Source organism: Streptomyces sp. NPDC026589 (assembly GCF_040638385.1).
Taxonomy (GTDB): domain Bacteria; phylum Actinomycetota; class Actinomycetes; order Streptomycetales; family Streptomycetaceae; genus Streptomyces.
The window spans coordinates 226,173-246,428 of sequence record NZ_JBEZYG010000004.1 but is presented as its reverse complement, the minus strand read 5'-3'; the positions used below and the strand labels follow the sequence as shown (position 1 = coordinate 246,428).

The window sequence follows — 20,256 nt, the reverse complement described above, 5'->3', positions numbered from 1 at the left end:
GTTCCTCGTGGACGGCACCAACGGCCGGAAACCGCAGGTCGGTCACTCCGGGACAGCCCTGGTCCGTCGCGGACGATCCGATCAAGGAACGGGCCGTGCGAATAGAGCGTCACCCCCCGGGCCCGGCTCGACGCGCTCTGCCCGGCGATCCTCAGGGACCGGGCGAAGTGGCACGGCGGGGCCGCCCTGCACGGCCCGGATTCCCTCACCCAGAGCCTGCTGCCGCTCGTCCCCGTCGCCCTGGCCGCGTCGGCTTACCGCTTTCGGGGTGGGCCCCCGGGCTCACTGCCGGTGCGGACCCGGCCCCCGGGACTTCACTCCGGTTGCCCGGCGTCGTCCGCCGGCGCCGGGCAACCGGCGGTGGAGGGCCGAGGGCTGCCGTACGTCACCCCTGCTCGGTGCGGAGTTCGCGCGGTGGCTGGAGCACGGTGTCGTCGTACTCCACGTCGGTCACGTTGATCTTCATGTACTGCGACCCGGAGAACACCCAGTACTTGTTCGGTTCGCCCGGCAGGGGAAGCGCCGCGTCGAATCCGTCGCTGAATCCCTCCGTCGAGCCCAGGGTCTTCGGCCAGCCGTCCCTGACGGCCCGCCTGTTGATCTCGATTTCGCCGCCCAGGGTTCCGTCCTTGTTCAGCCGCGTCCGGACGTACTGGGAGCCCGAGAACACCCAGACCTGATGGGGGTCGTCCGGCACCGGAACGATGGCGTCGACGCCATCGCCCGAGATTCCGCCGAAGGCTTCCGACCAGTCGCTGATGGGGCGGGGGCCCGCCTTCAGACTGTCGTAGTAGGAATAGTGGGGGTCGACCCTGATGCGCATGTATCTGTCCCGGGAGAAGATCCAGTACTCGTCGGCCCTTCCCGGAACGCGGAGCACGGCATCGATTCCGTCCCGGAAAGCGGATTGCGTCCCGATGGTGTTCCACGCGTCCAGCCCGGAGGGTCCCTTCAGGTTCTTCCGTACCGGGTAGCCGTCGGCGGAGAGCCTGGCGCGGAGGTACTGGTCGCCGGTGAACAGCCAGTACCCGCTCGGGGCGTGCCGTACCGGGTCGTCCGGCACCGGCATGACCGCGTCGATCTTCACTTTGCCGCTGGGCAGTTCGAAGACGGCCGCACCGGTTTCGGCGGGCGGGGGCTCGCTGGACTCCCCGTCGCCCTCCGTGTCCCCGTCCGGACTCCTGGGCGCGGCCTCGTCCCCGTTCGCGCCGTTCTCCTTGCCCTCGGGCCACAGGGCCCAGGAAAGCGCCCCGCCTCCCGCTGCTATCCCGGCGAAGGAGAGGGCGGCCAGCGCGCCGCGTCGGCTCATCCTCGGGGACGCCGGCCGGGCTCCGGGGCCGGGGGTGGATGCTGCTGAGCCGCCACCGCCCGGGGCGGAGGCGCCGGCGGGGGACCTCGGTTCGTTCACGGCGATCGGCCCCTCCGTGGGCCGGGCCGTGCCGGGAGCTGTGGGCATACTGTCCGCGGCCCGCGGCGAGAAGGCGACTCTGGGGTCGTTCAGCCGCGCGAAAATTCGGCGCAGATCGGAGTCGAGGGGACCCGTGAGCCAGTTGTCGAAGCGGTGCGTGCCGAAGTGCCGTCCGAGGGCCGCGACCGTTGGCCGCCGGTCCGGCGGCTTGTCCAGGCAGGCCGCCACGGTCCGTGCCAGGCCTCCGGGGACGCTGTCCAGCCGGGGGGCGTCGTTCATGGTGCGGTACATCAGGACCTGCGGATGACCGGTTCCGAAGGGGCCGTTGCCGGTAGCGGCGAAGACGAGGACGCTGCCGAAGGCGAAGACGTCCGTCGCTTCCGTGATCTCCGAGCCCATCGCGAGTTGTTCGGGGGCCATGAATCCGGGGGTGCCGAGGACGGCACCGTACGTCGTCAGCACGGTGTCGATCGCGGAGTAGGCGATCCCGAAGTCGATGACGCGCGGCCCGGCGGAGGTGAGGATGATGTTGGAGGGTTTGAGGTCGCGATGGACCAGTCCCTGGTCGTGCACGGCGGAGAGTGCCTGCAGGAGACCTGAGGCCAGCAGGGTGACGGTGTGTTCGGGTAAGGGCCCGTAGCGGTCCACGACGACGGTCAGGGAGAGGCCCGGTACGTACTCGGTGGCCATCCACGGCACATCGGCCTCGGGGGCGGCGTCGATCACCGGTGCCACGAACGGTCCACCGACCCGTTGGGCCGCGGCCACTTCGCGGGCGAAGCGCTTCCGGAAGCTGCCGCCGTCGGCGAGTTCGCGCCGCGCCGTCTTCACCGCCACCGCCCGCCCGTCCGCGGCCCGGCCGAGATAGACCCGGCCCATACCGCCCGCGCCCAGCCGCTCGATGATGCGGAAAGGTCCGACCTGCCGTGGATCGTCGTCCATCAATGGCTGCATCGGAGCCCTCTCTGCCTCGGTGATCGTATGTCGCACAGTATTTCTCACGAGCATCGAACGAGGCCGAATTGAGGGCTAGTTGAGGTTCTCTTTCTGGTTGGTCAGGTCCGGCTCACGGCCGGATCCGCGACGGCGGAGGCCGACGGGTCCACAGCCGAAACAGCGACCGGGCCAAGGTGACGGCACGGGCGGATGCGACCGACGCGAAGCGCGGCCGCATCCGCCCGCGCTCCATCGTCGACGACCTCCTCCGGGCTCGCCCGCACCGGCCCCCTGGACAACGGGAAGGGTTCCACCGCAGCGGCGTTCCTCGACCGTGCGAGGGTTGGGTCCGCCGCCCACGGCATCAACCACGTCCGGCCCTCGTTACGCCTGACGGTCGTTCTGAGCGAGCCTCAGCAGGTGGTCGGCGAGCGCCTGGCCGCCGTTCGGGTCGCGGCTGATGAGCATCAGCGTGTCGTCGCCCGCGATGGTGCCGAGGACGTCGTGCAGTTCGGCCTGGTCGATGGCCGAGGCGAGGAACTGGGCCGCGCCCGGCGGGGTGCGCAGCACCACGAGGTTGGCCGAGGCCTCCGCCGAGATGAGCAGCTCGGCCGAGAGCCGGCGCATCCGCTCCTCCTTGGCCGAACCGCCCAGCGGGGCCTGCGGGGTGCGGAATCCGCCCTCGCTCGGCACCGCGTAGATCAGCTCGCCGCCGGTGTTGCGGATCTTCACCGCCCCCAGCTCGTCGAGGTCGCGGGAGAGCGTCGCCTGGGTGACGCTCAGCCCGTCGTCGGCGAGGAGCTTGGCCAGCTGGCTCTGCGAGCGGACCGGCTGCCGGTTCAGAATGTCCACGATCCGGCGGTGGCGGGCGGTGCGGGTCTGCGGCACGGACGGCCCGCCGTGCTCGGATTCCTGCGCCTCGGTCATCGTCGTCGCCTCATTCTCCGGAGGGTCATGCTCCGGATCGTCCGTCCCCGTATGCCGCGTCGAGAGCGCTCGGCAGGATCTCCAGGAACGCGTCCACCTCCGCGTCACCGATGATCAGCGGCGGCATGAGCCGTACGACATCGGGGGCGGGCGCGTTCACCAGGAGGCCGGCTCCCTGGGCCGCCTGCTGCACCTGCGGTGCGAGGGGTCCGGTGAGCACGATACCCAGCAGCAGGCCCGCGCCGCGGACGTGGGAGACCAGGGGGTGTCCCAGCGCCTCGACGCCGTCGCGGATCTTCTCCCCGAGCCGCTTGACGTCGGCGAGCACGCCGTCGGCCGCGAGGGTGTCGATGACGGCGAGCCCGGCGGCGCAGGCGACCGGGTTGCCGCCGAACGTCGTTCCGTGGTGTCCCGGCTTCAGCAGGTCGGCCGCCGGTCCGAAGGCGACCGTCGCGCCGATCGGCAGTCCGCCGCCGAGGCCCTTGGCGAGGGTGACGATGTCCGGCTCGACTCCTTGGTGGGCCTGGTGCTCGAACCACTGGCCGCAGCGGCCGATACCGGTCTGGACCTCGTCCAGGACGAGCAGGGTGCCGGTCGCCCGGGTGATCTCCCGGGCGGCCTCCAGATAGCCCTTGGGCGGGACGACGACGCCGTTCTCACCCTGCATCGGCTCGATGATGACCAGCGCGGTGTCGGTGGTCACCGCGGCCTTCAGCGCGGCGGCGTCCCCGTACGGAACGTGGGTGACGTCACCGGGCAGGGGGCGGAAGGGCTCCTGCTTCCCGGGCTGGCCGGTGAGGGCGAGCGCGCCCATCGTCCGGCCGTGGAAGCCGCCGTCGGTGGCGACCATGTGGGTGCGACCGGTGAGCCGCCCGATCTTGAAGGCGGCCTCATTGGCCTCCGCGCCGGAGTTGGCGAAGAAGACCCGCCCCTGACGGCCGAAGAGCTGGAGCAGCCGCTCGGCGAGCGCGACGGGCGGCTCGGCGATGAACAGGTTCGACACGTGTCCGAGGGAGGCGATCTGGGTGGAGACGGCCTCGACGACGGCGGGGTGGGCGTGGCCGAGGGCGTTGACCGCGATACCGCCGACGAAGTCGAGGTAGCGGGTGCCTTCCGCGTCCCACACATGGGCGCCCTCGCCGCGGACGAGCGGCAGCCGGGGCGTGCCGTAGTTGTCCATCAGCGCGCCCTGCCACCGCGAGACGAGTCCCGCGGTCTCTTTGACAGCCTCTGCGCCGGTCATGATTCCCCCTGTTCAGGCCCTGTGTGTACGTCGATGGGGGCGTCCGGCACGACCATCGTGCCAATGCCCTCGTCGGTGAAGATCTCCAGCAGGATCGAGTGCTGGACGCGGCCATCGATGACGCGGGCGGTCTCGACACCGTTGCGCACGGCGTGCAGACAGCCCCGCATCTTGGGGACCATGCCGCTGGACAGCTCGGGCAGCAGCTTCTCCAGCTGGCTCGCGGTGAGCCGGCTGATGACGTCGTCGCTGTTGGGCCAGTCCTCGTACAGGCCCTCGACGTCGGTGAGGACCATCAGCGTCTCGGCGTTCAGCGCGGCGGCGAGTGCGGCGGCCGCGGTGTCGGCGTTGACGTTGTAGACGTGGTGGTCGTCGGCGGAGCTGGCGATGGAGGAGATGACCGGGATGCGGCCGTCGTCCAGCAGCGCCTGGATGGCCCCCGTGTCGATGGCGGTGATCTCGCCGACCCGGCCGATGTCGACGAGTTCGCCGTCGATGGTGGGCCGGTGCTGGACGGCGGTGATGGTGTGGGCGTCCTCGCCGGTCATGCCGACGGCGAGGGGGCCGTGCTGGTTGAGGAGGCCGACCAGCTCGCGCTGGACCTGTCCGGCGAGCACCATCCGGACGACGTCCATCGCCTCGGGGGTGGTGACCCGCAGCCCGGCCTTGAACTCGCTGACCAGGCCCTGCTTGTCGAGCTGGGCGCTGATCTGCGGGCCGCCGCCGTGCACGACGACGGGCTTGAGGCCGGCGTGCCGCAGGAAGACGACGTCCTGGGCGAAGGCGGCCTTCAGCTCCTCGTCGATCATGGCGTTGCCGCCGAACTTGATGACGACGGTCCTGCCGTGGTGCCGGGTCAGCCAGGGCAGCGCCTCGATGAGGATCTGCGCCTTCGGGAGTGCGGTGTGCTTCCGCGCTGTGGTCATGAGCTGTACGCGCTGTTCTCGTGGACGTAATCCGCGGTGAGGTCGTTGGCCCAGATGACGGCCGACTCGGTGCCGGCGGCGAGGTCGGCGGTGATCCTGACCTCCCGGTAGCGCATGTCGACGCGTTCGCGGTCCTCGCCCACGCTGCCGTTCCTGCAGACCCAGACGTCGTTGATGGCGACGTTGAGCCGGTCCGGCTCGAAGGCGGCCCGCGTGGTGCCGATCGCGGAGAGGACCCGGCCCCAGTTGGGGTCCTCGCCGTGGATGGCGCACTTGAGGAGGTTGTTGCGGGCGATGGACCGGCCGACCTCGACGGCGTCGTCCTCGGTGGCCGCGTTGATCACCTCGATCCGGATGTCCTTGGACGCGCCCTCGGCGTCGCCGATGAGCTGCCGGGCCAGGTCCGCGCAGACGGCCCGTACGGCCTCGGCGAACTCGCCCTGTTCCGGGGTGATGCCGCTGGCGCCGGAGGCCAGCAGCAGCACGGTGTCGTTGGTGGACATGCAGCCGTCGGAGTCGACCCGGTCGAAGGTGGTCCGGGTGGCCTCGCGCAGGGCGGCGTCCAGCGCGGGGCTCTCGACGTCCGCGTCGGTGGTGAGGACGACGAGCATGGTGGCCAGGCCGGGGGCGAGCATGCCCGCGCCCTTGGCCATGCCGCCGACGGTCCAGCCCTCGCCGCCCGCGACGGCCGTCTTGTGCACGGTATCGGTGGTCTTGATGGCGATGGCGGCCTTCTCACCGCCGTGTTCGCTGAGCGCGGCGGCTGCCTGCTCGATGCCGGGGAGCAGCTTGTCCATGGGGAGCAGCAGGCCGATGAGCCCGGTGGAGGCGACGGCGATCTCGCCCGCGCTGTGGCCCTTAAGCACTTCCGCGGTCTTCTCGGCGGTGGCGTGGGTGTCCTGGAAGCCCTGGGGCCCCGTGCAGGCGTTGGCGCCACCGGAGTTGAGGACGACGGCGGTGACCTCGCCGCCCTTGAGCACCTGCTCCGACCAGAGCACCGGGGCGGCCTTGACGCGGTTGGAGGTGAAGACGCCCGCGGCGGCGCGACGCGGCCCGTCGTTGACCACGAGGGCCAGGTCCGGGTTGCCGCTCTCCTTGATTCCCGCGGCGATGCCCGCCGCGGAGAACCCCTGTGCTGCCGTGACGCTCACGGTGCCACTCCGATCGTCGAAAGACCTGTGTCCTCGGGGAGTCCGAGGGCGATGTTCATGCTCTGGAGGGCGCCGCCCGCGGTGCCCTTGGCGAGGTTGTCGATGGCGCTGATCACGATGATCCGCCCGGCGGCCGCGTCGTACGCGACCTGGAGCTGGACGGCGTTGGAGCCGTACACCGCGGCGGTCGCGGGCCACTGCCCCTCGGGCAACAGGTCCACGAACGGCTCGTCCGCGAACGCCTTCTCGTACACCCCGCGCAGGCTTTGGGCGCTCACGCCGGGCCTCGCCTTCGCGCTGCACGTGGCGAGGATGCCGCGCGGCATGGGCGCGAGGGTGGGAGTGAACGAGACGGTGACCGGCTGCCCGGCGGCGGCGCTGAGGTTCTGGATCATCTCCGGCGTGTGGCGGTGCCCGCCGCCGACGCCGTACGGGGTCATGTTGCCCATCACCTCGGAGCCGAGCAGATGCGGCTTGGCCGCCTTGCCCGCACCCGAGGTGCCGGACGCGGCGACGATCACGGCCTCCGGCTCGGCGAGGCCGGCCTCGTACGCCGGGAAGAGCGCGAGGGACACGGCGGTCGGGTAGCACCCGGGCACGGCGATGCGCCGGGTCCCGGCGAGCGCGGCCCGCCCGCCCGGCAGCTCGGGCAGGCCGTACGGCCAGGTCCCGGCGTGCGGGGACCCGTAGAACGTCTCCCAGTCACCGGCGTCCTTCAGCCGGAAGTCGGCCCCCATGTCGACGACGAGAACCCCCTGCCCCAACTGCTCGGCGACGGCGGCGGACTGCCCGTGCGGAAGCGCCAGGAAGACGACGTCGTGGCCGGCGAGCACCTCGGCGGTGGTGGGTTCCAGCACCCGGTCGGCCAGGGGCCGCAGATGCGGCTGGAGCGAGCCGAGCGTCTGCCCGGCGTTGGAGTGCCCGGTGAGGGCGCCGATCTCGACGTCCGGGTGCGCCAGCAGAAGACGGAGCAGCTCCCCGCCGGCGTAGCCGCTCGCCCCTGCCACTGCTGCTCGTACCACCATCGGTAACCCTCCTGATCGATGGCATGACTATACGCATCGACGCACGTTTATGCAAAGGGTACCGGCCGCGGGCAGCGGTCCGTCGAGACCGAGCGGCTGAGCCTTCGGGAAGCCGTACGGGAGGCGGGGCGAGCGGGCTGTTCCGGAGACATGAAGGCCGCGGTCCGTACTCCGCAGACCCTGTTCAAGCTCACACCCATGGCACTCGCATGGGAACAGATCATCGTCGACTCCTCCGACCCATCGCCCTCGGGCGCTGGTGGGCCGAGGCTCTCGGCTGGGCAGTGATCGACGAACCGGAGGAGATCATCGAGATCCGGCCCGAGCCGGACCGGATGCCGGGGCTGCTCTTCGTTCCCGTCCCCGAGGGCAAGACGTCGAAGAACCGGCTGCACCCCGACCTCCGCCCCGACGACCAGGAGGCCGAAGTCGCCCGGCTGCTCCCCCTCGGCGCCCGGCGCCGCGACACCGCGCAGGACGGGCAGCGCTGGGTGACCCTCCTCGACCCGGAGGGCAACGAATTCTGCGTCCTGGGCGAGCGGAGGAGCTGAGCGGGGCCGGGCAGCCGTTCGGGCGGAGGTTGCCTGACGCTTTCGCCCACCCGCAGCCGCCCCCGCCGCTGTCTCCCCGAGGGCGACAAGAACACGATCTGCCCCCAGGACATCGGCCGGCTCGACCGGGCCGCACCACGACAACGGGACATGCCCCTTGCTCAGCGTCATACCCTGACAGGGGGAGGCTCCGAAACGGCGCTTCCGACCTTGGCGGTCGGCGGGCCGATATGAGCGCCGAAGCCGGCCGCGCGGTGCCGCCGTTGCCCGGCGTGGGGAGCGTCGCGGACACCCTCCTCTACGCGTTCGTCGTGCCCACGGCTCCCCCGGCGTGGGACGAGAGGGAGCGCTGCTGCCCGGTGCGCACGTCGGGGCCCGGGAGCTGTTCCACCGTCTCGCCGCCTTCGGCGAACCGGGCCTCGTAGGCCTCCCGGCCGAGGAGGTCCACGGTCCGGGCCGAGACACGGTCGACGTCGTGCCGCTCCCCTGCGGGCAGCGGCAGCCCGACCGCGTCCCTGGCCGCCGCCGCGGCTCCCAGGCACCGGGCTGCCCCCTCGGGCCGCCCCCTCAGCAGTTCCGCTCCGGCCAGCCCTTCCAGCGCCAGCGCGACCGACCGCGGGTCGCCGGTGGCGCGGGCCACCGACAGGCCCTCGCGCTGCAGGCGCAGGGCCTCGTCCGCGTCGCCCCGCAGTTCGGCGATGAACCCCAGCTCGACCAGGATCAGCGGAGGCGTTCCCGGTTCGTACCCCACCCGCCGGTGCAGTTCCAGTACCTGGCGCAGGTGGGCCTCGGCCGCGTCGAGTTCGCCGGCTCTGCGGGCCCCCAGCCCGAGCCCGATCTCGGCGTACTGTTCCCCGAACGTGTCCGACTGCTCGGCCGCGAGGCGCCGCGCCCTCTCGTGCAGCTCCCGGGCCCCCGGCAGGTCGCCGGTGAGCAGCGCGAGCCGTCCGAGTCCCGAGAGCTGGAAGGCGACCTCCCGCCACAGGCCGAGGGCCTCCGCCATGCGCAGCCCTTCCCGGTACAGCCGCCCGGCGTACGCGTAGTCGCCGACGGCCTCCGCCAGGGTCTGGAGCGGAACCATGGCCTGGAGCTGCCCCCACTGGTCGCCCAGGTCCCGGAAGAGGGCGAGACTCCGCTCGCCGTCGCGCCGCACGGCGCCGAAGTCCCCGCGCAGTTTCGCGTGGTAGGTGTGGCTGCCCAGGGCCGCGGCCGTGCCCCAGCTGTCGCCGAGCGACCGGAAGCCGTCCAGGGCGCGGGCGACCAGCTCCTCGCTCGGTGCCATGTCCCCGATGCCGTAGAGGGTGGAGGCCAGGAACCACTGGGACCTGGCCCGTCCGGCGGGGTCGTCCACCGCCGCGTAGGGCCGGAGCGCGGCCTCGTAAGCCGTCCGGGGATCGGTGCTGCCGTGGATCGTCAGCCGGAAGCCCCCCAGCCAGGCGGTGGCCCGAGCCACCGAGAGGGCGCGGGCTTCGGTGTCCTCGGGGGCCGGGGGGCCGGCGTCTTCGGCCGTGGACAGCGCGAGGGCCAGGGACCGCTCGGCCTCGTGGTTGCGGCCGCGCAGGCGCCAGTACCAGGCCAGGGCGTTCACCAGCCGCAGCGCCCGGTCCGCGTCCCCTCCCTGTACGGCGCTGTCGAGCGCCGCCCGTGTGTTGGCGGTCTCGGTGTCCAGGCGGCGCAGCCACTGCCGCTGACCGTGGCCCCGCAGATGCGGGTCGGCGCGCTCGGCGAGCTCCGTGTAGTACGCCCGGTGCAGCCGCCTCGTCCCGTCGAACTCGCCGCTCCCCCGCAGGCGTTCGACGCAGTAGGCCGCCACCGATTCGAGCAGCCGGTAACGGGGGCCGTCGGTTCCCTCGGACATGACGACCAGCGAGCAGTCCACCAGCCGGGCCAGCAGGTCCATCACCGGGGCACGATCGGGCCCTTCGGTCCCGCAGACCGCCTCGGCCGCGTCCAGGGTGGCTCCGTCGCCGTGCACGGCCAGCCGCCGCAGCACCGTGCGTTCCTGCTCGTCGAGGAGGCCCCAGCTCCAGTCGATCACCGCCCGCAGGGTCCGATGCCGTTCCGGAGCGCCGCGCGAGCCCGCCGCGAGCAGCGGGAACCGGTCGTCCAGACGGGCCTCCAGCTCGGCCACACCCAGGGACCGGACCCGGGTCGCGGCCATCTCCAGGGCCAGCGGGATACCGTCCAGGCGGCGGCAGATCGAGACGACCGCCTCCACATTGCCGCGGTCGAGGACGAACCGGGGGGCCGCCGCCTTGGCACGCGCCTCGAACAACCTCACCGCGCTGAAGCGGCGTACGGCCGCCGGGCCGAGATCGGTCCCAGGGCCGGGGCGCCGCAGCGGCGGTACCTCCTGGAGGTGTTCGCCGGTGATCCCCAACGGCTTCTGACTGGTCGCCAGGATCCTCAGCCGGGGTGCGGCCTTGAGCAGACGCTCGGCCAGCTCGGCGACGTCCTCGATCACGTGCTCACAGTTGTCGAGGACCAGTAGCGCGGGTTCGTCGCCCAGCGCGTGCGCCAGTCGGTCCACCGGTGAGAGCGGCGCACCCCCGACCGGGTTCGGGACGGAGTCGTCGCGCAACCCGAGCACCGCGCCGACCACCTCGTGCACCCCGGCGGGCGGAGCGGACGTCCCCGGCCGCCCCGTCCCCCGGGGCGGGTCGAGCACGGCGAACTCGGCGAGACGCACCCCGCCCGGGAACCGGTCGACGACCTGGGAGGCCATCGCCAGGGCGAGCCGCGTCTTGCCGACACCGCCCGCCCCCGTGAGCGTCACCAGCCGGTTGGCGGCCAGCAGTGAGCGGAGCTCGTCCATCGCCCCGGACCGGCCGATGAGCTCGGTGAGGGCGGCAGGGATGTTCGTCGCCGGACGCACAGCACTGGTCGTGGGCGAGGGAGGCGCGGTCAGCCGGGGGTCCTGGTCGAGGATCGACCGGTGCAGCGCCGCCAGTCCGGGGCTGGGGTCCACCCCGAGGTTCTCCGCCAACTGCTCGCGCAGCTCGGCGTAGCTGCTCAACGCCGCCCCCTGCCGGCCCGCGAGGTACAGGGCCCGGACGTGCGCGGTGCGCAGCCGCTCGCGCAACGGGTGCTGGGCGACCAGGTCGCCCAGCTCGTCGGCGACCAGCGCGTGATCCCCCAACTCCAGCCGCGCTTCCGCCTGTTCCTCCAGAGCGGTCAGCCGCTGTTCGTCCAGCCGGTCCCGTGCGGCACGGGCGAACTCCTCGTCCGCGAAGTCGGCGAAAGCCGGCCCACGCCACACGGCCAGGGCGTCCGCGAGCAGCGCCGCCCGCTCGCGCGGGTCGCCGGCGGACCGGGCTCCGGCCGCCAGCCGGTGGAACCGGCCGGAATCCACCGCGTCCCCGTCCGCGCGCAGGCGATACCCCGGGGCGAGGGAGACCACGAGCTCACGCCCCCCGGGCTCGGCGTCCTCCAGCGCGCGGCGCAGCTGCCAGACCTTGGTCTGGAGCACCCCTGTCGGGTTGCTGGGCAGTTTGGAGCCCCACAGCTCGTGGATCAGCCGGTCGGCCGAGACCGGCCGCCCCTGCTCGACCAGGAGGAGGGCCAGCAGCGCGCGGACCTTCAGCTCGGGTACGCGGACCGTCCGCCCGTCCGTCGTCCACACCGCCAAGGGACCGAGCACACCGAAACGCATGTGATCACGCTATCCCGGCGAGGGGGCGATCGACAGGCCCTCGCGGTCCTGCCACCGGTCGAGACCGAACCGGGAGAAGTCCGGGAGCGGCCGGGCGCACAGTGGCGGCCGGGAGAAGCCGGCCGACCGAAGGAGACCCGGATGCCCGAGCGCAGGCTGCGCGTGGCCGTCATCATCGGCAGCGTCAGGTCCGGCAGGTTCGGCCCCACTCCGGCCGACTGGATCGCCGCCGAGGCCGCCAGGCGCGGCGACCTCGACGTCGATGTGATCGACCTGGCCGAGGCGTGGCTGCCCGACGTCCTCCCCGAGGCAGCCGGGTCCCCCGCCCCGCAGGCGGTGCGGGACCTCGCACCGTGGCCGGCGGCGTCCGACGCGTTCGTGATCGTGACACCGGAGTACAACCACAGCTTCCCCGCCTCGCTGAAGAACGCCATCGACTGGTACGTCGACGAGTGGAAGGCCAAGCCGGTGGGCTTCGTCTCCTACGGCGGCATCGCGGGCGGTCTGCGGGCGGTGGCGCAGCTGCGCCAGATCTTCCCCGGACTGCACGCCGTCACGGTGCGCGACTCCGTCGCCTTCCCCGACTGCCGGGAGCAGTTCGACGACCGGGGCCGACCGATGGACCCCGAGGGCCCCCTCGCCGCGGCCACGTCGATGCTCGACCAGCTGACCTGGTGGGGACGCATGCTCCGGGACGCCCGCGCCGAGGGCGCCTACCCGGGCTGAGCTGCCCGCGGAACCCGCACGTACGGAAACCACGTACGAAATCCCACGTACGGAAACCACGGAAGGAACACCGCATGTCATCGAAGGCCGCCGCGCCCTCCGCGCCCAAAGCGGGCGCCCGGGAATGGACCGGGCTGGCCGTGCTGGCCCTGCCCACGCTGCTGATCTCACTGGACCAGAGCGTCCTCTTCCTGGCCCTGCCGCACCTCGCCGAGGCACTGGAGCCCACCGGGACCCAGACGCTGTGGATGATGGACATCTACGGCTTCATGATCGCCGGCTTCCTGATCACCATGGGCACGCTCGGCGACCGGGTGGGCCGCCGCAAGCTCCTGATGATCGGTGCCGCCTGCGTCGGTCTCACCTCCCTGCTCGCCGCCTACTCCACCAGCGCCGAGACGCTGATCGCCACCCGCGCGCTGCTGGGCATCTCCGCGGCGACGCTGATGCCGTCCACCCTCGCCCTGATCAGCAACATGTTCCACGACCCGCAGGAGCGTGGCCGAGCCATCGCGGTGTGGGCCAGCTGCTTCATGGCCGGCACCGCCCTGGGCCCCGTGGTCGGCGGTGCGCTCCTGGAGTACTTCTGGTGGGGCTCGGTCTTCCTGCTGGGCGTGCCGATCATGGTGATTCTGCTGGTCCTGGCGCCGATCCTGCTGCCCGAGTACCGGGACGCCGAGGCAGGGAAGGTGGATCTGCTGAGCGTGGCCCTCTCGCTCGGCACGATCCTGCCGGTCATCTACGGACTCAAGGAGCTCGCCAAGTACGGCTGGGACCCGCTGGCGGCCGGGGCGGTCCTGGTCGGTCTCGTGGTGGGCACACTGTTCGTCTCGCGGCAGCGGAAGCTGGAAAGCCCGCTGCTGGACCTGCGCCTGTTCAGCAGCGCCTCGTTCAGCTTCGCGCTGGTGGTCCTGCTGGTCTCGATGGTCGCCATGGGCGGGTTCTACCTGTTCATCACCGGCTACTTCCAGATGGTCGAGGGACTGTCCCCGATGGAGGCGGGGCTGTGGATGGTGCCCTCCGCCATCGCCTCCATCATCTCCGCGCAGATCGCCCCGACGCTGCTGAAGCGGCTGCCGCTCGGGCTCGTCGTCGGCATGGGCCTCGGCATCGGCGCGGTCGGCTACGTACTGATCGCCTTCGTCGACCCGATCGGCGGACTGCCGCTCCTGGTGGCCGGTTTCATCGTCGTGTTCTTCGGCAGCGGCCCCGCCGGGGCCCTCGGCACCAACCTGGTGGTCAGTTCCGCCCCCCCGGAGAGGGGCGGATCCGCCGCGGCGCTCTCCTCGATCAGCGGTGACCTGGGCGTCGCCCTGGGCATCGCAGCCCTGGGCAGCGTCGGCAGCGTCGTCTACCGCAGCCAGGTCCAGGTGCCCGAGGGGCTGCCCGAGGAAGCCGCCCGGGCCACCGGGGACAGCCTGGAGAGCACCATCGTCGCGGCAGGCCGGCTCTCCCCGGAGCTGGGCGGCCAGGCGCTGGCCGCCGCCCGTGACGCGTACACCAGTGGTCTGAACATCGTCGCCGTCGTCTGTGCTCTGGTGGCCGCCACCACCGCGGTCATCGCGATGACCGCCCTGCGGGGCGTGGGCTCCCCCAAGGCCGACCCCGCACAGGATGCCCCCCAGCACGTCCGGCCGCCCGTGGCTCCGTAGGGGGTCACGGACGGCGGCGGGTGCAGCGGTGGTTCAGGGGTGGGCGACGGTTCGGTATACGACAGTGCGTCAGTGCGTCAGTGGAAGACGACCGAACGCACCTTCAGCCGCTCCGAGGCCCCGCCGGTGTGCGGGCGGAGGGGGAAGGAAGCACCCTCGCAGTCGACGTCCGTGAAGACCTCCGCCCAGGCGTCCGTGCGGTTCTTCGGGGAGTGCCCGGGCTCGGGGTTCTCCAGGCCGACGCCCGGGAGGTTGACGCACTCGCCGCTGGGCGGGCTGTTCAGGAAGCCGGTCGCCTCATACCCCTCGACGGTCACGTAGTCGTAGCGGAACTGCCCCTCGGCGGCCGAGGCGGAGGAGGGGACGGCGGCGAGCAGCAGAGCGGCGCCGAGAGCGGCGGCAAAGGTGGAGCGGAAGCGCATGGGTGAAATCCTTCTGGTGATGAGGGTGTTGCCGTGGCCCTCTTCCCGGCAGGCAGGGCCGGTCGCGGGTGGGGCCGGGCGGGGAAACGTGTTTCCGCAGGCGCGCCGACGCACGGGCCATCGAGGTGACGGCGTCGTGACACTGCGCACATATGGTGACACACAAAGCGACGGGTCATGATCCGGAGCCGGCGCGGGGCTCGGCGAGCAGTGGCACGACAGGTGCGTCGACGCCCGGCGGAGAACCGCGCCGGGCCCGCCCTGCGTCCTTCTCGGGGACATGTCGTAGCCGTGCGGTACGGAACGTAGAGCGGAGGAAGGTCCTCCCATGCGCCCACCGCACGACCACCCCGCGCCGCCGAGGAGTGGGAGCCCTCAACTCGGCCTCGCCGCAGCGACGTTCGCCGTCCTGCGGCGGCGGGGGACCCTGGCGGGTGAAACGGCGCGCGTCGTCGGCCTGTCCGGGCTGGCCGGGCTACTGATGACCGGCGCGGTCTTCGCACTCGCCTGGCCCGTCTTCACCCGTATGCGCGACCAACGCGTCTGGTACCACCAAGCCGAGGACCCCTACTTGCACGACCACACCGACCTGGCGTCGGTCGCCCTGGGCACGCTCCCGCTCTTCCTGCTTCTCCTCGGCGTCGGCAGCGCGGCCCTACAGGCGGTGTGCTCCCGGGCTGTCGCGGCGGAGTCTGCCGACTGCACCGCGACAGCCCGGGAAAACCGCTCGTGGGGCCCGGTGCCCGGACGGCTGCGACCGGTGCTCGCCGTGTACACGCTGCGTGGCCTGATCGTCTGGCCTCTGCCCCTGCTCGTCTTCGCCGTGTCGGACCGGCTCACCGGCTACCACCTCGACACCCCGGAGCCCCTGGAACGCGGATCGTGGCCCCATACGCTCGTCATGGTCTCCCCCGCGGCCGCCCTGTTCATCGCCGTGCTGCTGCGCCTCGCGCTCGCCCTCGCCCCGGCGGCCGCGGCCGCCGGTCTCGGCCCCCGCGCGGCCCTGCGCCGTTCCTGGGCGCTGACGTGGACACGGGCCGGCGCGGCCCGCGTCCTGGCCCTCGCGCTGCCGTCGGCCGCTCTCGCCGCCGGGGTTTTCCGGCTGGTGGCGCAGATCGCCCTGCCCCTGCGGCCCCTCGTCCGCGACCTCGTCGAACAGGCCACGGGCAACTTCTTCGCCGCGTACTACGCCGGCATCCTCGCCCCCGTCATCGTCGGGCTCCTGATCGCGGCGGCCGTGACCCTCCCCGTCACGTGCACCGCCTTCGCGGTCCTCCACGACCGGCTGCGGGTTCCCCCCGCCTCGCCACGGAGCCCCGGGGACACGGCTGCCCGCCCGACCGGGTCCGAGCCACGGCCATCACGCCCTACGGCACGTTGAAGCGGACGAGCGCCTCGGCGACCGGGGTGCCGCTGCGCAGCGCGTACGTCAGCCGCTCGCGCACCTCACGCGGGGTCCGTGGACGGAATCCGGGCCCGCCGCAGCAGCTTTTGTGGAACCCCACGCCCGCGTTCAGCAGGACAGCGAGGGCCCGCCAGGCCGCGGCGTCCCGCCTCCTCGGCGCCTCGAACGCCGAGCCCACGTGGATCATCGGCTCCGCACAGCGCGGGCAGTTCCGCTGCCGTGCCCGGTCGTGGGGCTGCTTGAAGGAGGCCCGGCAGGGGAGGCAGACGTACGAGGTCTTCCCATGGCTCACCGGCTCAGCCCAGGGATCACACCGGGAGAGGGCCATCGACTTCTTCGGACCTGTCCCTGGTCCAGGGCCGGATGGTCCGAGTGGGGGCGATACTGGTCGCAGCAGTCGCCCCGCCGCCGAACCGGCTCCTGGCCGGGGCGGTCGGCGGGGCCCGCCTTGCCGATGCCTCTGAGGGGAGCCGTTCATGACCACGGCGAAAGACCTGTTCATCATCGCCATGGATCCGGTACCGGAGCACACCGTGGGGCAGGGCGACCTGTCGCTCGCCCTCGCGGGAGCCGAACTGCTCGATCTCATCGGTACGGGAACCGTCACCGTGGACGGCGACCTCATCGTGCCGGGCGGGCCGTCGACGCCGGACGACCGGCTTCTCGGCGAGGCCGCCGCACTGATCACCCGGCAACCGCCCCACGAGCGGATCGAGGACTGGCTGTGGCGCCGCGGCCGGGACCTCGCGGCCGCCTACCAGGACGCTCTGGAGAAGGACGGCGAACTCACACAGAAGAGGAGCGGCCGGCTGCCCTTCGGCCCCAGGCGCGTGGAGCTGGTCGACACCCCCGGCCGCCGCCGGGCCATCGGCCGCCGGGAGGAGGGGGAACCCGTCCTGGCCGCCCTCGCGTCGGCCGTGGGCATCGACGACGGGCAGTCCGGCGACGACGAGCCCGGCCTCGACGACGAGACGGTGACGACCGTGGTCGCCACCGTCCACGAAGCGGTGATGGAGCTGGAGGCCGTACGCCAGCGGCGGACCATCGAGAACACGGCTTTCGCCAACGTCTGGCGCGGCCCGTGAGCCGGGCCCCCGGCCGAGGCACACGGCAGGGTTGACCTTGACACGGTGACAAGCTCTTCACTGCTTGCCGAGGAGGTGGTCTCGATGACGGTCACGGGACACGACACGGACACGGTACGAGCGCTGCGGGGGCTGGAGGACGACCGTGCGTCGGTGCGACTGCGCGCGGCTCTGGCGGTCGGCTCGGCGCCGGACCCGCGCTGCGTCGGCACGCTCGTCGAGCGGTGCGCGGTCGAGCCGGAGTTCTTCGTACGCGACATGCTGACCTGGGCGCTCACCCGTCACCCGGTGCCCGTCACCCTTCCCCCGCTGCTCCGCGAGCTCCGCTCCGAGCGCACGCGGGCGCGGAGCCAGGCGCTGCACACGCTGTCCAAGATCGGGGACCGGCGGGCGTGGCCGGCGATCACCCGGGCGCACCTGACCGACGCCGACGACGAGGTGGCGCGGAGTGCCTGGCGGGCGGCGGTGGTACTCGTACCGGACGGAGAGGAGGCCGCGTTGGCCGTACTGCTGGCGACGCAGCTCGGGCGCGGCGGGCGGGAGACCCGGCTGAGTCTCAGCCAGGCGCTGGTCGCCCTGGGAGACGCGACGGCGCCGGCACTGGCCGCCGCGACGAGGAGCCCCGACCCGCTCGTCCACGCGCACGCGCTCGCCACCCAACGGCTGCTGCGCGACCCGGACGCCGGATTCACGCTCGCCGTGGAGGAGGCGAAGCGCGTCGTGGCCCTCGGCGGCCCCGGGGAGACCGGGAACACCGGGAACACCAGGGACGGCTCCGCTGGCTCCGATCACTCCGGTCGCTCCGGTCGCTCCGGGGAGGAAGGTCCCTGAGGCGTGTTGATCGGTGAAGTCGCTCGGCGGTCCGGAGTCAGTGCCCGCATGCTCCGGCACTACGAGTCGCTCGGTCTGGTGCGGCCGTCGGGCCGCACGGGGTCCGGTTACCGGGAGTACTCCGGGAAGGACATCCAGCGGATCTTCCACGTCGAGAGCCTGCGGGCGGTGGGGCTGTCGTTGCGCGAGATCGGGCGTGCCCTCGACGACCCCGGCTTCACACCCTCGGCACTCGTCGACGACCTGATCCGTCGGACGCGCGAACGCATCGCGGTGGAGACCGAGTTGCTCACCCGGCTGCACCGCGTCCACGCCACGGATCCGGCCGGCTGGGAGGACGTCCTCCAGGTCGTCACGCTCCTGGGGGCGTTGGGGTCCACGAGCGCCGACGCCCGCCAGCGCGCCGCCCTCGCCTCGGTGGACGAGGTACCGGTGGAGGCCCTGGTCGAGGCGGCGCTCGGCGAGGGCGACCCGCATGTGGCCGGGGCCCTTCGCTGGGCCCTGGAGCGATCGGGCGGCCGCGGCCCGGCGCTGCTGGCGGAGGGGCTCGGCTCACCGGAGGCCGCGGTGCGGGAACGCGCCGTAAGGTCCCTCGCCGAGATGTCCGGCGGTGAGGTCACCGCGCTGCTGCGGGACGCCCTGGTGAGCCCCGATGGCGTGGTCCGCGGCTACGCCGCCCTGGCCCTCGGGACGCGGGGCGAGGCCGATGCGGTCCCGACGCTCGTCGACCTGGTCGTGGCGGGGACGCACGACACCGATGCGGCCGACGCGCTGAGCCTGCTGGCCGGCGACGACACGGCGGCGGACCGGATCGCGGCCGTGCTCGTCGACCGCCTCTCCCGGGACACCACCGGCGCGTCGGCGCGCGGGCGGCTGACCCAGGCGCTGGCGGGCCTCCCGGGGGCGGCTTCCTCACGTGCTCTCCGGGAGCTGCTGCACGACGAGGACCGCGCCGTCGCGCTGACCGCGGCGTACCTTCTTCAGCTGCGCGACGTGGGGTGACGGACCTCGCCCGGGACGTCGCCCACGGAAACCGGTGCGGCGTGTGGCGTGGTGTCGACGTGGGGCGGGGAGTCGGTCGGCGGCCGGTCCAGGAGCAGCGGAATCGCCAGGACGGGCAGCAGCCAGACGAACACGACGAGGCGGTGGCCCAGCAGTTGGTCGAGGTTCGGGTGGCCCGCCTGGTTGAGGAGGCCCGCCGCCCCTGCCGCCAGGGCGACGGGCAGCACCACGGAGCGCCGTCTCAGCAGCGCCCAGGCCGAGAGCGCGAGCAGGACGGGGAGGACCGGGTTGGTGGCCTGGCGCCGGAGCCACGCCGACCAGAAGACCCGCTCCTGGACGAAGAACTCGGGCCAGGGGTCGGGCAGGTCGGGGCGCTGGTAGTGGTGGGTCAGCAGGTCCTGGGCACTGTCCTCGCCCATGGGCCAGGACAGGAGATGCGCCCCGGCGTAGACGATCGCCGCCAGCGCACCGCACAGTCCGGCCGCCCGGAGTACGGGGGCGAGCGCCCGCCGCTTCAGCCGGAGCCACCCGGCCAGGGCCAGGAAGACGCCCGCGAGAGCGGCCGCCAGCAGCAGGGCCTGCGAGTAGCGGACGAGGAACATCAGGGCGAGGCCGCCCGCGACGAGCGCCGCGCCCGTACGGGTCCGGTCCCGCAGCAGCAGGACGCAGCCGAGGGCGACCGCCGTGCCGAGCGCCAGGGAGAGCCCGTCGCTCAGGGGGTTCATGGCGACGGTGCCGGTGGGCAGGGCGAGGTACAGGGCCTGCCCGGCCAGCCCGGCCCGCCGGGAAGCCCCCGCGGCCCGGAGGGTGAGCAGGACGCAGACACTTCCGGCCAGTGCGACGACGAGCCCGGCGAGCCAGAGACCCCAGGTGGCTCCGAAGGCGGCCACGAAGGGGACCAGGAACAGCGGATAGCCGGGCCTGGCCTCGAAGATGGCCATGAAGCGCTGGTTGGCGAACGGCGCGGTCATCCCCGACGTGTTGCCGTGGTCCGACCAGTACGCGACCGAGTCGTTCAACCGGCGCACGCAACTCTCCTCGGACTCTCCCGCGGTCTTCCTGCTGGTCCAGGGGATGAGGTCCAGTGGGTGCTGCCCGCTGGCGCAGGAGTAGCCGATGGCCAGCCGGCCCGCCTCCTGGCGGTCCGCGCCGCTGAGGCTCAGGGCGTAGGAGAGGTAGTTCTTCGTGTCGGGCGAGGCCCGCCCGGTGACCGCCGTCAGCTGGAACCCGGCGAAGGCCACGGCGATGAGCAGCATCCCGACGAGGCCGAGGCGCTGGACTCTGCGGGTGCTCGGCAACGGCCCGCGCGCGGTC

16 protein-coding genes and 1 pseudogene are annotated in these 20,256 nt (G+C 72.6%); 7 read left to right on the top strand and 10 right to left on the bottom strand.

The window, feature by feature from the left end; all coding sequences use genetic code 11:
• Positions 1–385 precede the first annotated feature (385 nt).
• From AB0F29_RS09245 to argC, 6 genes are all read right to left on the bottom strand, one after another.
• Entirely contained in the window at positions 386–2,350 is a 1,965-nt protein-coding gene (locus tag AB0F29_RS09245) for a protein kinase (RefSeq protein WP_361869231.1), read from the bottom strand.
• Between the two features lie 378 nt (positions 2,351–2,728).
• Positions 2,729–3,271, bottom strand: a complete 543-nt coding sequence (locus AB0F29_RS09240; RefSeq protein ID WP_018959444.1) for an arginine repressor — start codon at positions 3,269–3,271, stop codon at positions 2,729–2,731.
• A 25-nt stretch (positions 3,272–3,296) separates the two neighbouring features.
• On the bottom strand, positions 3,297–4,514 hold the full coding sequence (locus AB0F29_RS09235; protein ID WP_361869227.1) for an acetylornithine transaminase: 1,218 nt from the start codon (positions 4,512–4,514) through the stop codon (positions 3,297–3,299).
• Positions 4,511–5,440: an acetylglutamate kinase gene (gene argB / locus AB0F29_RS09230; RefSeq protein WP_361869225.1), complete on the bottom strand. Its 930-nt coding sequence runs from the start codon at positions 5,438–5,440 to the stop codon at positions 4,511–4,513. Before argB ends, AB0F29_RS09235 begins: the two co-directional genes overlap by 4 nt.
• Complete coding sequence (gene argJ / locus AB0F29_RS09225) at positions 5,437–6,591, bottom strand: bifunctional glutamate N-acetyltransferase/amino-acid acetyltransferase ArgJ (protein WP_361869223.1); 1,155 nt, start codon at positions 6,589–6,591, stop codon at positions 5,437–5,439. Before argJ ends, argB begins: the two co-directional genes overlap by 4 nt.
• On the bottom strand, positions 6,588–7,616 hold the full coding sequence (gene argC / locus AB0F29_RS09220) for an N-acetyl-gamma-glutamyl-phosphate reductase (RefSeq protein WP_361869220.1): 1,029 nt from the start codon (positions 7,614–7,616) through the stop codon (positions 6,588–6,590). Before argC ends, argJ begins: the two co-directional genes overlap by 4 nt.
• A gap of 198 nt (positions 7,617–7,814) precedes the next feature.
• Here argC and AB0F29_RS09215 point away from each other — a divergent pair.
• Positions 7,815–8,167 (top strand): annotated as a pseudogene (locus tag AB0F29_RS09215) (VOC family protein).
• 298 nt (positions 8,168–8,465) lie between these two features.
• Here AB0F29_RS09215 and AB0F29_RS09210 read toward each other — a convergent pair.
• Positions 8,466–11,819 carry a BTAD domain-containing putative transcriptional regulator gene (locus AB0F29_RS09210; protein ID WP_361869217.1) on the bottom strand — a complete coding sequence of 1,118 codons (3,354 nt, stop codon included), beginning with the start codon at positions 11,817–11,819 and terminating at the stop codon, positions 8,466–8,468.
• A 141-nt stretch (positions 11,820–11,960) separates the two neighbouring features.
• Here AB0F29_RS09210 and AB0F29_RS09205 point away from each other — a divergent pair, with 141 nt between their 5' ends.
• Together AB0F29_RS09205 and AB0F29_RS09200 are read left to right on the top strand one after the other, a co-directional pair.
• A complete protein-coding gene (locus AB0F29_RS09205) occupies positions 11,961–12,545 on the top strand; it encodes an NAD(P)H-dependent oxidoreductase (protein ID WP_361869215.1) in 585 nt (194 codons plus the stop codon).
• A gap of 74 nt (positions 12,546–12,619) precedes the next feature.
• Complete coding sequence (locus AB0F29_RS09200; protein WP_361869212.1) at positions 12,620–14,197, top strand: MFS transporter; 1,578 nt, start codon at positions 12,620–12,622, stop codon at positions 14,195–14,197.
• 77 nt (positions 14,198–14,274) lie between these two features.
• On the opposite strand, the gene AB0F29_RS09195 is transcribed toward AB0F29_RS09200, so the two are convergent.
• On the bottom strand, positions 14,275–14,619 hold the full coding sequence (locus tag AB0F29_RS09195; protein WP_361869210.1) for a hypothetical protein: 345 nt from the start codon (positions 14,617–14,619) through the stop codon (positions 14,275–14,277).
• A 328-nt stretch (positions 14,620–14,947) separates the two neighbouring features.
• On the opposite strand from AB0F29_RS09195, the gene AB0F29_RS09190 reads away from it, so the two are divergent.
• Positions 14,948–16,000 carry a hypothetical protein gene (locus tag AB0F29_RS09190; protein WP_361869208.1) on the top strand — a complete coding sequence of 351 codons (1,053 nt, stop codon included), beginning with the start codon at positions 14,948–14,950 and terminating at the stop codon, positions 15,998–16,000.
• Here AB0F29_RS09190 and AB0F29_RS09185 read toward each other — a convergent pair.
• On the bottom strand, positions 15,987–16,316 hold the full coding sequence (locus tag AB0F29_RS09185) for a deoxyxylulose-5-phosphate synthase (protein ID WP_361869206.1): 330 nt from the start codon (positions 16,314–16,316) through the stop codon (positions 15,987–15,989). The two genes, AB0F29_RS09190 and AB0F29_RS09185, sit on opposite strands and share 14 nt — an antisense overlap.
• A gap of 184 nt (positions 16,317–16,500) precedes the next feature.
• Between AB0F29_RS09185 and AB0F29_RS09180 the strand changes: the two genes are divergently transcribed.
• The 3 genes from AB0F29_RS09180 (at position 16,501) to AB0F29_RS09170 (ending at position 18,942) form a co-directional block, all read left to right on the top strand.
• Positions 16,501–17,109 (top strand): GPP34 family phosphoprotein, encoded by a 609-nt coding sequence (locus AB0F29_RS09180; protein WP_361869203.1) that lies wholly within the window; start codon positions 16,501–16,503, stop codon positions 17,107–17,109.
• An 84-nt stretch (positions 17,110–17,193) separates the two neighbouring features.
• The gene (locus AB0F29_RS09175) at positions 17,194–17,940 is read left to right on the top strand and encodes a HEAT repeat domain-containing protein (RefSeq protein ID WP_361869564.1); all 747 of its coding nucleotides are present in this window, start codon (positions 17,194–17,196) and stop codon (positions 17,938–17,940) included.
• Positions 17,941–17,943: 3 nt separating this feature from the next.
• Entirely contained in the window at positions 17,944–18,942 is a 999-nt protein-coding gene (locus AB0F29_RS09170) for a MerR family transcriptional regulator (protein WP_361869201.1), read from the top strand.
• On the opposite strand, the gene AB0F29_RS09165 is transcribed toward AB0F29_RS09170, so the two are convergent.
• The gene (locus tag AB0F29_RS09165; protein ID WP_361869562.1) at positions 18,921–20,240 is read right to left on the bottom strand and encodes a hypothetical protein; all 1,320 of its coding nucleotides are present in this window, start codon (positions 20,238–20,240) and stop codon (positions 18,921–18,923) included. The genes AB0F29_RS09170 and AB0F29_RS09165 overlap by 22 nt on opposite strands.
• Between the last annotated feature and the right edge of the window lie 16 nt (positions 20,241–20,256).